General features: G+C 69.4%; 11 protein-coding genes and 1 pseudogene. 5 read left to right on the forward strand and 7 right to left on the reverse strand.

What is annotated here, in order from left to right:
* Positions 1 to 262 precede the first annotated feature (262 nt).
* On the forward strand, positions 263 to 637 hold the full coding sequence (locus test1122_RS01800) for an RNA-binding S4 domain-containing protein (protein ID WP_232267385.1): 375 nt from the start codon (positions 263 to 265) through the stop codon (positions 635 to 637).
* 128 nt (positions 638 to 765) lie between these two features.
* Positions 766 to 1,794: an aspartate-semialdehyde dehydrogenase gene (locus test1122_RS01805; RefSeq protein ID WP_232267386.1), complete on the forward strand. Its 1,029-nt coding sequence runs from the start codon at positions 766 to 768 to the stop codon at positions 1,792 to 1,794.
* Positions 1,795 to 1,875: 81 nt separating this feature from the next.
* Here the strand turns inward: test1122_RS01805 and test1122_RS01810 are convergent, their stop codons facing one another.
* The 5 genes from test1122_RS01810 to test1122_RS01830 all read right to left on the reverse strand — a co-directional run bounded on the left by test1122_RS01810 (position 1,876) and on the right by test1122_RS01830 (position 7,405).
* On the reverse strand, positions 1,876 to 2,949 hold the full coding sequence (locus tag test1122_RS01810) for a S1 family peptidase (RefSeq protein WP_479685729.1): 1,074 nt from the start codon (positions 2,947 to 2,949) through the stop codon (positions 1,876 to 1,878).
* A 307-nt stretch (positions 2,950 to 3,256) separates the two neighbouring features.
* Positions 3,257 to 4,123: a slipin family protein gene (locus tag test1122_RS01815; protein ID WP_232267388.1), complete on the reverse strand. Its 867-nt coding sequence runs from the start codon at positions 4,121 to 4,123 to the stop codon at positions 3,257 to 3,259.
* Positions 4,124 to 4,329: 206 nt separating this feature from the next.
* Complete coding sequence (locus test1122_RS01820) at positions 4,330 to 5,256, reverse strand: S1 family peptidase (protein ID WP_232267389.1); 927 nt, start codon at positions 5,254 to 5,256, stop codon at positions 4,330 to 4,332.
* Positions 5,257 to 5,403: 147 nt separating this feature from the next.
* Positions 5,404 to 6,210, reverse strand: coding sequence for a DUF1684 domain-containing protein (locus test1122_RS01825; RefSeq protein ID WP_232267390.1), 807 nt, complete (start codon positions 6,208 to 6,210; stop codon positions 5,404 to 5,406).
* A 52-nt stretch (positions 6,211 to 6,262) separates the two neighbouring features.
* Complete coding sequence (locus test1122_RS01830) at positions 6,263 to 7,405, reverse strand: DUF5685 family protein (protein WP_232267391.1); 1,143 nt, start codon at positions 7,403 to 7,405, stop codon at positions 6,263 to 6,265.
* Positions 7,406 to 7,682: 277 nt separating this feature from the next.
* On the opposite strand from test1122_RS01830, the gene test1122_RS01835 reads away from it, so the two are divergent.
* A complete protein-coding gene (locus tag test1122_RS01835; protein WP_232267392.1) occupies positions 7,683 to 8,129 on the forward strand; it encodes a cell division protein SepF in 447 nt (148 codons plus the stop codon).
* A gap of 62 nt (positions 8,130 to 8,191) precedes the next feature.
* Here test1122_RS01835 and test1122_RS01840 read toward each other — a convergent pair whose 3' ends face one another.
* A complete protein-coding gene (locus test1122_RS01840) occupies positions 8,192 to 9,379 on the reverse strand; it encodes an acyl-CoA dehydrogenase family protein (RefSeq protein WP_232267393.1) in 1,188 nt (395 codons plus the stop codon).
* A 43-nt stretch (positions 9,380 to 9,422) separates the two neighbouring features.
* The gene (locus test1122_RS01845) at positions 9,423 to 11,069 is read right to left on the reverse strand and encodes an MFS transporter (protein WP_422396902.1); all 1,647 of its coding nucleotides are present in this window, start codon (positions 11,067 to 11,069) and stop codon (positions 9,423 to 9,425) included.
* Positions 11,070 to 11,384: 315 nt separating this feature from the next.
* On the opposite strand from test1122_RS01845, the pseudogene test1122_RS01850 reads away from it, so the two are divergent.
* Positions 11,385 to 11,939: pseudogene (locus tag test1122_RS01850) on the forward strand (hypothetical protein).
* A gap of 216 nt (positions 11,940 to 12,155) precedes the next feature.
* Entirely contained in the window at positions 12,156 to 13,139 is a 984-nt protein-coding gene (locus test1122_RS01855) for a phosphatase PAP2 family protein (RefSeq protein WP_232267394.1), read from the forward strand.
* The last annotated feature ends 84 nt before the right edge of the window (positions 13,140 to 13,223 follow it).

The following is a 13,223-nucleotide window of genomic DNA, read 5'->3' on the forward strand; positions in this document are numbered from 1 at the left end:
TCGAATGCACGTTCGAACACACCGTGAGGGCGTCTTCCTGAGGGCCTCTGTACTTCTGAGGACCTCTGTACGTACGCGGCCGTGGCTTTAGGGGGTGTCTGGTGGGTCTCCGTGGAGGGAGGAGCGGCGTCTGGTGCGTGCGATCGCAAGGCGGAGGAGGAAGCCAACCTGGTTGGTTGGCGACCGACGACAACGCAGCGAGCGTGCGTGCCAGGCGTCGCGACGCCACGGAGATCCACCAGACACCCCCTACAGTCGTGGCATGGCTTCAGACCAGGGGACCGTACGGGTGGACAGCTGGATCTGGTCCGTGCGGCTCACCAAGACCCGTTCGCTGGCCGCCTCGGCCTGCCGCGCCGGTCACGTCCGCGTCAACGGTGAACGCGTCAAACCGGCCCACGCGGTGCGGCCTGGAGATGAGGTGCGGCTGCGGCACGCCGGACGCGAGCGGATCGTCGTCATCTCACGTCTCGTACGCAAGCGGGTCGGGGCGGCCGTCGCCGCGGAGTGCTTTGTTGACAACAGCCCACCGCCACCGGCCCGCGAAGACATCCTGGCGGTCGGCCACCGTGACCGAGGGGCGGGACGCCCGACAAAGCGCGAGCGGCGCGACCTGGAACGTCTGCGCGGCCACTGAGCGCTGTGGTCCCGGCGCGGGGAATGCGGTCACGAAGTGTGACCGATATCAAAGAATTCGCGGCCCCTATGTCGTTCAAGGCAGGGTAGAGGCAGGATCGGGACATAAGCACAGACAGAAGGAGCCCCATGAGGATCGGCATCGTCGGAGCCACTGGTCAGGTCGGCAGCGTGATGCGCGACATTCTGGCCGAGCGGAACTTCCCGGTGGAGGAGCTGCGGCTGTTCGCCTCCGCCCGTTCCGCCGGGCGGACGCTGCCCTGGAAGGACACCCAGATCACCGTCGAGGACGCGGCCACGGCCGACTACTCCGGGCTGGACATCGTGCTGTTCTCCGCGGGCGGCTCGACCTCCCGGGCGCTGGCGCCGAAGGTCGCCGCGGCCGGTCCGGTCGTGATCGACAACTCCTCCGCCTGGCGGCTCGACCCCGAGGTCCCGCTCGTGGTCTCCGAGGTGAACCCGCAGGCCGCCAAGGAGCGCCCGAAGGGGATCATCGCCAACCCGAACTGCACCACCATGGCCGCCATGCCCGTGCTGCGCCCGCTGCATGAGGAGGCCGGGCTGGCCACGCTGGTCGTCGCCACCTACCAGGCGGTGTCCGGCAGTGGGCTGGCCGGAGTGGCTGAGCTGGACGGGCAGGCCCGTAAGGCCGTCGAGTCCGACGCCACTCAGCTCACCTTTGACGGCTCCGCGGTCGACTTCCCGGCGCCGGACACCTACAAGCGGCCGATCGCCTTCAATGTGCTGCCGCTCGCGGGTTCGATCGTCGATGACGGGCTGGAGGAGACGGACGAGGAGCAGAAGCTCCGCAATGAGAGCCGCAAGATCCTGGGTATCCCGGGTCTGAAGGTCTCCGGCACCTGTGTCCGGGTCCCGGTCTTCAGCGGTCACTCCCTGCAGATCAACGCCGGCTTCGAGCGGGCGATCACCCCGGAGCGCGCCCGCGAGGTGCTGGCCGGTGCTCCCGGTGTGGAGCTTTCCGAGATCCCGACGCCGCTCCAGGCCGCGGGCCAGGACCCCAGCTATGTGGGCCGTATCCGCCGGGATGAGACCGTCGAGCACGGCCTGGCCCTCTTCTGCTCCAATGACAACCTCCGCAAGGGCGCGGCACTCAACGCGGTGCAGATCGCGGAGCTGGTCGCGGCCGAGGCCCGCTGAGCGGACCACGCCGGAACCCATGCCGGAAGCCCCCGGTGCCCGAGGCGGGCACCGGGGGCTTCGGTGTGTGGGCGGGGTGGGTCAGCCGATCTCGGCCCCGTACTCCGAGAGGGCGGCGGTCACCGGCTGGAAGAAGGTCTGGCCGCCGGAGGAGCAGTTGCCGCTGCCGCCGGAGGTCAGGCCGAGCGCGTCACTGCCCGCGAAGAGCGCGCCGCCGCTGTCGCCGGGTTCGGCGCAGACGTCGGTCTGGATCAGTCCGTTCACCGTGCCCTGCGGGTAGGTGACCGAGACATCGAGCGCCTGGACCTTGCCGCCGTGCACCTGGGTGGTGCTGCCGCTGCGCTGGACTTCCTCGCCAACGGTGGCTTCACGCGCGCCGGAGATCTGCTGCGCGCTGCCGTTGTAGAGGTTGACCTCGCTCGGGTGGTCCGTATCGCCGGTGTACTTCACCAGCGCGTGGTCGGCGCCGGGGAAGGTCCCGGCCTCCAGCTGCCCGATCCGGGAGCCGCCCGAGGACTCGGCCCAGCCGCTGCCGACGCTGCCGCAGTGCCCGGCGGTCAGGAAGTAGGGCTCCCCGTCCTTGACGACGTTGAAGCCGAGCGAACAGCGTGCGCCGGAGGTGTAGATCGCGTCGCCACCCGCGATGAACGGCTTGAACTCCCCGGCCGTCTGCTTCAGTACGGCCTTGCCGTCCTGCGCCGCGACCTGCTTCTTCAGCTTCGACAGGTCGGCGTCCTTGACCGTGCTGTCGGCGGTGACAACGACCTTGTTGGTCACCGGGTCGACCGCGCGTGAGGTGCCGGGGACGGCCGTGTCGTTCAGGGCCGTCTTCACGGCGTCCAGCTGCGCGAGGGTGTGCTCGACGACCCTGGCCTCGGCTCCGGCCTGCTGGACCTTCTTGACCGCGGCCTTGTCAACGACGTTGACCACGAGCTTTTCCGCCGTGGCGTCGTAGTACGCACCGGCCGTGCCGCTCTTCAGATCTGCGGTGAGCGTGTTCGCCAGCTCGCTCGCCGCGGTGGATGTCAGGGTCTCTGCGGTGGGGACGGGGTCGGCGGCGTTGGCATTCGCCATCGTGAGGGTTCCGGCTACCAGTGCGGCGGTTCCCGCACCAGCGATGGCCATGCGCCGCTTGGTTATCCGTCGGTGTCTCAACACGGACCTCCAGTGGGGGGTTGGAACCGCACCAGATCAGAGCGGTTCCGGAGGATGCCCGGACACGGACATACCCAACGGGAGAAGGGTCGCGTCCATGCCAAGCAACATCGTCGAGTATCCCGATCCCGATTCCCCGCGGACAAGGCCGAGTTCGCGTCAGCGCAAGTCAAGTGGCCCCCGTCAGCCCACTTCTGCCACACACCGATAATCGCGCACGTCATCCCCATACACGAACAAGAATGAACACATGACGCAAGGAGTCCTCACCCTCGAGTGAGGACTACACCTGTCCGATAATCGCCGTTCAGGAATCGCTTTCCGGCTCAGAAGGCTCGGAACTGGACGGCTCAGTGGTGGCGACGGGGGTGACCGGAGGTTCTACGGGCCGCGGGGGCTCCCCATTCGACGGGCCCACGGCGGCCGGCTGGTGACGCTCCAGGAAACGCAGCAGCTCCACGGGGAAGGGCAGCACCAGCGTGGAGTTCTTTTCGGCCGCCACGGACACCACAGTCTGCAACAGCCGCAGCTGCAGCGCCGCAGGGGTGTCGGCCATCTGCTGGGCGGCCTCGGCGAGCTTCTTGGAGGCTTGCAGCTCCGCGTCCGCGTTGATGACCCGGGCTCGCCGGTCCCGGGTGGCCTCCGCCTGCCGCGCCATCGAGCGCTTCATCGTCTCCGGCAGCGAGACATCCTTGATCTCGACCCGGTCGACATTGACGCCCCACTCCACGGCCGGACTGTCAATCATGATCGCCAGACCCTGGTTGAGCTTCTCCCGGTTGGAGAGCAGATCATCCAGTTCGCTCTTGCCGATGATCGAGCGCAGTGAGGTCTGCGCCATCTGGGAGACCGCGAAGCGGTAGTCCTCGACGCGGATGATCGCATCGGCGGGGTCCACGACCTTGAAGTAGACGACCGCGTCCACCCGCACCGTGACGTTGTCATGCGTGATGCCCTCCTGAGCGGGCACAGGCAGCGTGACGATCTGCAAGTTCACCTTCTGCAGCCGGTCAATGGCCGGGACGATCAGCTGGAATCCGGGCTGACGCACCTGAGACCGCAGCCGGCCGAGCCGGAAGACCAGCCCACGCTCATACTGCTTGACCACCCGGGCCGCCGCCATCAGATACACAGCGCCACCGGCGAGCCCCGCTATCACCAACTCCATGACCATTGCGGCCCCCTGCCGTCACAAGCTGCCGTCACAAGCCCGACGCCTACAAATCCGGGCATTGTGGAACGTAAAGCTTATCTATACGGTAGTCCCGCTTGCCGCCTGCGGTCGAGCCCCTACCCGGTGAGACGGGCAGGAGCCTGGACCGCGGGCCACGGAGCGAATCGGACGGTGACCCTCAGTGGACGACCCTCAGTGGACGACCGTCAGTAGACACTGACGCCATAGCGCTTCAGCGCGGGCTTGACCGGCTGGAAGAAGGTCGTGCCCCCGGTACGGCAATCGCCGCTGCCACCCGAGGTCAGACCCAGCGCGGTCTTGCCGGCGAACAGCGGGCCACCGCTGTCACCGGGTTCGGCGCAGGCGTTCGTCCTGATGAGTCCGCGGACGACCTGGCCGTTGCCGTAGTTCACGGTGGCGTTGAGCCCGGTGACCTTGCCCCTGCGCAGTCCGGTGGTGCTGCCGCTGCGCTGGACGGACTGCCCGACATAGGCCTTGCCCGCCCGGGTGATGTCCTGCGAGCTGCCGTTGTAGAGGTTGACCGTGCCGGGCTTGGCGACCGGGACAGTGGAGTAACGGACAATGCCGTAGTCATGGCCCGGGAAGCTGGACCCGGCGGTCGGTCCCAGTTCGGTCGTACGGCCCGAGTCGGCGTACCAGGTACCGGCGTCCTGGGTGCAGTGCCCGGCGGTGAGGAAGGAGTAGCTGCTGCCCCGGCGCACATTGAACCCCTGCGAGCAGCGCCAGCCGTCGGCGTAGATGGCGTCACCGCCCTGGATGAGCGTGGTGAACTCACCCGGGACGCGCTCGATACGGAGCGCGTCGGCATTCCCTCCCGCGGCCTTCCTGATCCTGTCGATCCCGGCCCGGGAGACCGTGCTGTCGGCGGCGACCACCAGACGGTTGGCCGCCGCGTCAATATGCCAGGAGGTGCCCGCCACATCGGCGGTGAGCACGGCGTCACCCGCCCGCGCGAGCTGGTGGACGCTGAAGGTCCGCGCGGACTCGGCGCTGGCGGTGCCGACAGTGGGCGCGGACATCACCATCGCGGCCAGCAATCCGGCCCAGGCGGCGGTGGGCCGGGCGCGTCTGGCTGTACCGCTGCGGGGGGTAGTGCGCCGCCGTGTCCTCACTTCTTCCTCCCCAGGAATCGGGGCCCGGGGGGCGTGCGGGCCCGTGAGGCGCGGGTCAGGGGCACGCCCTGAAGCGTGCCCCTGACAAGCGCTGTGGGGGGATGTTGGCGCCACCGGCTCACTCGCGCAAGAGCCACTTTCGGACGGTCATCCGGCGATATCGCGCTCTCCGACAGGAATATCGGTCTCCAGGGTGTTCCCGGGCGGGGGGAAGGGGCACAGGAAGTGATCGCTGAAGGCACAGGGCGGCAGCGTCGCCCGGTTGAAGTCCACGGTGACCGAGCCATCGGCGGCCGGTGCCCCGGTGCGGAGAAAGCGGAAGCGGTAGCTGCCCCGGCCGCTGGTGCCATCGGCGAAGACGGCCCACAGCGCCCCACTGCCCACCACCGAGACCTGGAGCGTGTGCTCACCGCCGTCCGGCGTGGTGAAGCGCAGTTCTCCGCCAAGCTTCAGCCCGCGTTCGTGGCCGTCGGTGTTCATCACATGGACACTGCGCTCGCTGCTGTACGGGTGGAAAACACCCCGTAGCACCCAGTGCCCGTTATACGGGCCCGTCTCGATCCCGGTGAAGCTACGCCGGGTAGCCGAGTCGGGGTCATGCACCCGCACGGCCCACTGCCCCTCACGCCAGAGGAGCTCCAGCCGCCGTTCGCCGTAGGACACCCGGGACTGCCCCGGTCCCTCGCGGTCCGCGCTGAGGGTAATCTCCCCGACCAGCAACTCACCGTCGACTGCCAACCCGTCCATGATGTCCGCACGCAGCACTACCGCCGTACCGTCCGCGGTCTCCCGCCACTGGCCGGGCACGCCCTCGATACGGCCCTCGTCATCCGCGTCGGCGATCCAGTAGGTCCCCGTCACCGACAGCGGGCCATAGGGCGCCGTCACCGTGTCGAGGCGCTGTTGGTGCCACTCCTGCCACAGCTGTGCTGCTGACGTCGTTTCAGAGTTCATGCTGATCAACTTGCCATACCGGGAGCTTTTGGCGGGTCAGACGCCACAGGCCTCAGCAGTCACAGCAGCAGTCACCGCCACCGCCCTTACCCCGGCAGCAGCACTTTCCGCAGTCACAGCAGCCCCCGCAGGAGTCACAGCAGTCAGAGCAGTCACAGCAATCGCATTTATGGCACCAGCCCTCACGCTTCTGTCCCGTCCATGGGTCGTCGTAGGACTCCTTGCAGCAGATCTGTCCCGTACAGAACATCCCCGTCCACACCGCACAGCCGTACACCAGCCCACGACGGCGCACCGGAGGGGCCTCCCGTGGCGGTCCGCCTTCCGTGCCCTGCGCACAGCTCGCCCCGAAGGCACGGTCCACCGAGTGGCGCAGCTCATGCTCCAGCAGGACATGCGCCAGCGAGGAGTCCACGAAGTCCACCTCCCGCAGGGCGAGCCGGACTCCGTGTACCGCGTCATCGCACAGCCGCCGGGCCTCCGTCCGATCGGTCCCGGTGGCCGTCAGGGGGTTCCAGGCCCCCGACGCCGCGTCGGCGGCCTGGTCCTCCACCGCGTCCAGCAGATGCGCGAGCCGTCCGAAAAGCCGTCCCGCCTCAGCGAGCGGGGCGGCGTTGGCGGGGCGTCCGGCGAGCTGGGCGGTATGTGCGAAGGCCGCCGCGGTGGCCGTCTCCGTCGGTTCGGTGACGGCCAGCAGCGGGCTGCCCGGACCGGTAGCCGCCTCGATCTCCTGCTGGCGGCCGACCGCGTCGAGCAGTACCGCCGCATCGAAGCCGAGGCCGGCTCCGGCGCGCACACCACCCCGGTCCCAACTCGCCGCGACCCGTCGGGCGGCTGCCGCGACCGGACGGCGGGCCAGCAGCCCGTCCCGGTCGGCGACATGGTCACGTACCTTCGCGGAGGCCAGCACCAGCGAGACGGCGGCGGCCAGTCGGGCGCCCTCGCCCCGCGCCACCGAGGCCGTGCGCATCCCCCGCAGCGGGCATGGCCCGGCAGTGCGCCGGGCGCCTTCCGTACCCGCTGACTGAGCCTCCGTCAGGACGGAGATGATGAGCCCGTCATAGTTGGTGGCCACCCGGGCGAACTGTCCGTGGTCCCCACGCAGCGCGAGACAGAGACCGCACAGATGCGCCATCCAGTCCGTGCGCAGTCGCCCGCTCAGCCGGTGCTGGCATGGCCTGATGATTCCGAACACGCTGTTTTTCCGTCCCCCCGCCGGACCATGACAGTTCATCACTTTAACCGAGTGGTCTCACCCGGATGTCCCTGCCTCTCACCCGCGCGGGCGGAGCGGTTATCTTTCACTGCGTCACCACTCGTATACCGCAAGATCCCTGCTCCGGGGGCCCATGCTGTGCACCAGAACTGTCACGAATCACGTCTGCGGCGCATATCCGCTTGGCGCATCATCCGCATCATGGACGACGATAGGGGCGCGGACAGTGGAAGACCGCATGCGAGAGGAGGCGTCCATGGGATCGGTGCGCAAGGCGAGTGCCTGGCTGGGCCTCGTCGACGACAGCGAGATGCGTTACTACGACGACGACTACGCCGAGGGGCCGGAGCCCGGCGACGCCGCCCGTGAGGCGTGGGTGACGGACCCGCGGATCCGGGCGACGGCAGAGACCGCGCAGGATCAGGGGACGCGGATCGCGACGGTCACCCCGGACGGCTTCCGGGACGCGCGCGGCATCGGTGAGCTGTTCCGGGACGGGGTTCCGGTCATTGTGAACCTCACGACCATGGAGCCCGCCGACGCCAAACGCGTCATCGACTTCGCGGCCGGGCTGACCTTCGGGCTGCGCGGCTCGATCGAGCGCGTGGCCACGCGGGTGTTCCTGCTGACCCCCAATGACTACCAGGTGGTCAATGGGGAGCGGCGCCGCGCCGCCGAGGGCGGCTTCTACAACCAGAGCTAGCCAGCACCAGCGCTGGCCGGGCGGCACCGCCGACGACACCGCCGGCGACACCGCCGCCCAGCTCACCGGAAAGCGTCTTCGCCGGTGAGCGCCTTGCCGAGCACCAGTTGGTGCATCTCGACGGTGCCCTCATAGGTGAGCACGGACTCGAGGTTGGTGGCGTGCCGCATCACGGGGTACTCAAGTGAGATGCCGTTGGCGCCCAGGATCGTCCGGGCGGTGCGGCAGATCTCGATCGCCTCCCGCACATTGTTGAGCTTGCCGAAGCTGACCTGCTCAGGCCGCAGCTTCCCGGCGTCCATCCGCCGCCCCAGATGATGAGCGAGAAGCACGCCCTTGTGCAGCTCGACGGCCATATCGGCGAGCTTGGCCTGGGTGAGCTGGAAACCGCCGATCGGCTTGCCGAACTGTTCCCGTGTCTTCGCGTAGTCCAGCGCGGCGTCAAAGCTGGCACGGGCAGCCCCCATCGCGCCCCAGACGATCCCGTAGCGGGCATGGCTCAGACAGCCGAGCGGGCCGCGCAGCCCGGTGGCCGACGGCAGCACCGCGTCGGCGGGCAGCCGCACCTCGTCCAGGACCAGTTCGCTGGTGACCGAGGCGCGCAGCGACCACTTGTGCTTGATCTCGGACGCCGAGAAGCCGGGGGTATCGGTGGGTACGACGAAGCCCCGGATGCCGTCTTCGGTCTGTGCCCACAGCACGGCGACCCCGGCGACCGAGCCATTGGTGATCCACATCTTGCGTCCGCTCAGCACCCAGTCGGTGCCGTCCCGCTTGGCGTATGTGCGCATCGCGGCGGGGTCAGAACCATGGTCGGGCTCGGTCAGCCCGAAGCAGCCGATGATCTCACCGGAGGCCATCCCCGGCAGCCAGCGCTGCTTCTGCTCCTCGGAGCCATAGCGGTGAATGGCGTACATGGCCAGCGAGCCCTGCACCGAGACCAGCGAGCGGACACCGGAGTCAGCGGCCTCCAGCTCCAGACAGGCCAGTCCGTACTGCACGGCGGAGGCACCCGCACAGCCGTATCCCCGCAGTGACATACCCAGGGCGCCCATCTCTCCCAGCTCACGGGCGAGTTCGCGCAGGCCGGGCAGCTCGCCGCGCTCATACCAGTCGGCGATATACGGCAGCACCCGGTCGGCGGCCCAGGAGCGGACGGTGTCGCGCACCGCCAGGTCCTCCGCGCAGAGCAGGTCATCAATGCCGAGCGGATCGGCGGGGTCGAACGGCGGCAGGGTGCGGCTGGACATGGTTCGGCCTCCGGCAGGTGATCGTCTCGGCTCGCAGCCGACGTTACGACTGGGTAACCCGGGGCGACAAGAGGGCGCCGCTCCCCTGCCCGGTCGGTCCGACGGGCTGGGCCGGGAGCTTGCACTCGCTCTCCATGGTGCGGGGCAGCCGCAGCGCGGAAAGCGCTCCGCACAGCAGCAGCGCGGCACTGACGAGCAGGGTGACATGCAGCCCCTGGACGAACGCCAGCCGGGCCGCGTCCCGCAGCAGCTCCCCGGCCGGTCCGCTGAGCCGGGCGGCGACCACGTAGGCCTCACCCAGCGAATGACTCGCGGCACCGCTCGCCGCCGCGGGCACTCCCGCGGTACCGCTCACCGCGGCGGAATAGGTGCCGTTCATCACGCTGCCGAGCACCGCGATACCCATGCCCGCGCCCAGCTGGTAGGCGGTCTCACCGATGGCCGCGGCGCCACCGGCCTGCTGCGCCGGCGCATCGCTCAGCATGGACTCGTAGCAGCCGAAGAGGGTGGTCTCCAGCCCGAAGCCAAGGAGTACGAAGCCGCCGATGAGCAGGGCGGGCCGGTCCTCCTCGCCCAGCGAGGCCAGGCTGAGCACGGCGAGGGCGGTCAGCACAAAGCCGAGGGCGACCATGGTGCGCGGCCCCAGCAGCCGTAGCAGCCGGGGGCCGACGAGCCCCGCGGCGATCGCGGCGACGGAGAGCGGCAGCAGCCGCAGTCCGGTCTGCAGTGGGGAGAGGCCGAGGACGAGCTGGAGATACTGGGCGGCGATCAGCGCGAGCCCCACGAGTGCCAGCACCGTGAGCACGATGCAGCCCACCGCCGTGCCGAAAGCCGGCCGGGCGAAGGCGGCGAAGTCGATCAGTGGATACGGTCGGCGCCGCTGCCGCCGTACGAAGAGCGCTACCAGCGCGGCACCCACCAGCAGCGGACCGATCGTGCCGGGGTGCACCAGCTCACCGCCGCCCGCTCGCTTGATGCCGAGGATGATCCCGAAGAGTCCTGCCGCGGCCATCAGGGCGCCCAGCACATCCCAGGGACCTTGGCCATCGCTGGTGGACTCGGGCAGCAGCCAGCGGCCGACCGGGATGCTGATGGCCATCAGCGGAATGTTGATCAGGAAGACCGAGCCCCACCAGAAGTGCTCCAGCAGCAGCCCGCCGACCAGCGGCCCAACGGCGGCGCCGACGGCGGCGACGGCGCTCCAGATACCGATGGCCAGGGCCCGCTCCCGACGGTCGGGGAAGACCTGCCGGAGGATCGACAGCGTGGCGGGCATGATCATCGCGCCGCCCACGCCGAGCAGGGCGCGGGCCGTAATCAGCATGGTTGGGGTGTGCGCGAGGACGGCGAGCGCGGAGGCGAGACCGAAGAGGGCGTAGCCGAGCAGCAGCACCCGGCGCCGTCCGATCCGGTCGCCGAGGGTGCCGAAGAGGATGAGCAGCGAGGCGCAGACGAGCGGATAGGCGTCAACGATCCACAGCAGCTCGATGTTGTCCGGGCGCAGATCCGCGGAGACCGCGGGCACGGCGACATGCAGCACGGTGGCGTCGATGGCCACGAGAAGCAGGCTGACGCACAGGACGACGAGAACGGTCCAGCGGCTCGCGCCCATACCCGCGCTGAACGGGCCTGCTCTGTCTACGGGGACGCCCGCCGCCGCTGGGGCTTTGGCCGTGGTCGTCCCTGGCATGTACACACCTCCTCTTACACCCGTTCCTGCTGACCGTGGGGAGCGCCGGATCGCGAGGCAGCGTCCGGCCCGGCAGAGAGGAGCGGGTGAGCCGTTAGGGTACGCGACTGAGGCCCCGCGATGCGTGCCCCATCTCACGTCGGCCCCTGCTCACCTGCGGCCGCCCCGATAATCGAGCGTGTGACCGATCTTGCCGCCGTCCCGCTGAGGGCCGGGAACGCCCCTGCCCGCAGCCCCGTTGGCTCCCCTGGCCCCCTTGGCACCCTTGGGCATGCCGCTGCATATGCCGCGCCCGCGCTGCTGGCGTATGCCGGTGTGCGGGCTCTGGGGCTGGTGGTGCTGGCGGTGTGGGGGGCGGTCGCGGGCAAGAGCCCGCACCAGTTGCTCTCGGCCCGCTGGGACTCCCTCTGGTACACGGGTATAGCCGAGCACGGGTACGGCTACACCGCGCGGCTCGAGGGGGGCGTGGTCGCTCTTCACCGCGCTGGCCGCCTGGAGCCTGTACGCGGTGCTCACCGGGGGCTGGGTCGGGGCGGGCACCTTCGCGGCGCTGGCCGGGCTGACCCGGCCGGTGGGCGCGGCGGCCGTGGCGGCGGTCGGGATCACCGCTGCGGTATGGGGCTGCCGGGAACGGCGACTTGAGCCGCGGATGTTATCCGGGGTGCTGCTCGCACCGCTGGGGCCCTGTGCGCCAGGGGCTACTTCGGTTCCAAGCCCCGGCTGCTGCTGCCCGCCTTCCCGCTGCTGCTGCCCATCGCGGTCGCCCTGACCCGGATACGCCTGGTCCGGGCGGTGTCGGTGCTGTCCCTGCTCGCGCTGGGCGCGGCCGTCTACGGTGCCGTATGGCTGCACGGCCCGGGTCCGCCGTAAGACCGTAGGTTAATCACCAATGGACTACACCGAAAGTAAAGGAAAAGGGGTCACACATCCGCATGGGAATCCCTTGGATACAGAAAGCAACAGACCTGATTGCCGAGTAAATCCATGGCCCGGAAGACCGGCCTGAGACCCATTCCACATCACATCGCCATTACGAAGACCGGCTCCCGGGCTAAGACTCCCATCACCCGCTGTAATCTGGATTGAGTGCGTACCGACCGAATCTTCGCCCGCCTGGAGCAGGAGCCAGCGCGGCCACCGAACCCGGCACCGGGGATGAGCGGCACCCGCAAGACGCTGTTCGCCGCCACGCTGGGCTTCTACGCGGCCATCGTGGCCGCCGTGCTCAATACCTCTCTCCTGGTTCGGCTGGACTGGCAGGTGATGCTGTTCCGGCCGTACAAGCAGTGGCCGGAGCTGCACGCCTTCCTGGACTATTTCGTGGTGCTCGGCCAGCGCGGCCCGACCGCGGTGCTGGTCGCCGCCTGGCTGGGCTGGCGCTCCTGGCGGCAGCGCACCCCGCGTCCCCTGCTGGTGCTGGGGGCCTCACTGCTGCTACTCAATGTGACGGTGGGCGCGGCGAAGCTGGGCATGGGCCGGGAGGGTCCCCACTACGCCACCTCCATGGGCTCCAACGAGATGTTCCTGACCGGCGATATATTTCCTTCCGGTCATACCGCGAACGCGGTGGTCACCTGGGGGATCCTGGCCTATCTGGCCAGTACGCCACGGGCACGCCGCTGGCTGTCGGTGGTGGCCGCGGTCTTCGCGCTCGGCGTGGGCACCACCACCATCTATCTGGGCACCCACTGGATCAGCGATGTGCTGCTTGGCTGGGCCGCGGGGCTGCTGATCCTGCTGGCACTGCCCTGGTGCGAGCCGGTCCTCGCCCGGGTTGAGGAGCATGTCCTGGCCTACTGGGCCCGGCTGCGGGCCAGCATCCGGTTCGCCCCGGTGGGGCTGCCCCCGGTGGGCACCCACCCCTCGCTCGCCGGGCAGTCGGCGGGCGAGCCCCAGCCGGTGCGCGACGCGGCCGTCTCCGGGTCCCGCGGTACCCCGGCGGCGCGGCTGCATCACTCCTCGCGGCAGCACGCCATCCGCTCGGAACGCTCGCCGACCACCCCCTCCGGCAGCCGCCGGCCGTACAGCGAGCGCCCGGCCACCCACCCCGCGCCGCTGCGGCCCAAGTAGCCCGCAGGCAAAGACCATGGCGAAGGGACGGTACGCACGGCCCCTCCCCCGCCTCCCGCGGGCACTGGCCCCACCGCTTCACCT

The sequence above is a fragment of the Streptomyces gobiensis genome (genome assembly GCF_021216675.1).
Lineage (GTDB): Bacteria > Actinomycetota > Actinomycetes > Streptomycetales > Streptomycetaceae > Streptomyces > Streptomyces gobiensis.

Coding starts and splice junctions, on each gene's coding strand:
- test1122_RS01800 (WP_232267385.1), top strand. CDS start 263: ATGGCTTCAGACCAGGGGACCGTACGGGTGGACAGCTGGATCTGGTCC.
- test1122_RS01805 (WP_232267386.1), top strand. CDS start 766: ATGAGGATCGGCATCGTCGGAGCCACTGGTCAGGTCGGCAGCGTGATG.
- test1122_RS01815 (WP_232267388.1), bottom strand. CDS start 4,123: ATGGTCATGGAGTTGGTGATAGCGGGGCTCGCCGGTGGCGCTGTGTAT.
- test1122_RS01825 (WP_232267390.1), bottom strand. CDS start 6,210: ATGAACTCTGAAACGACGTCAGCAGCACAGCTGTGGCAGGAGTGGCAC.
- test1122_RS01835 (WP_232267392.1), top strand. CDS start 7,683: ATGGGATCGGTGCGCAAGGCGAGTGCCTGGCTGGGCCTCGTCGACGAC.
- test1122_RS01840 (WP_232267393.1), bottom strand. CDS start 9,379: ATGTCCAGCCGCACCCTGCCGCCGTTCGACCCCGCCGATCCGCTCGGC.
- test1122_RS01845 (WP_422396902.1), bottom strand. CDS start 11,069: ATGCCAGGGACGACCACGGCCAAAGCCCCAGCGGCGGCGGGCGTCCCC.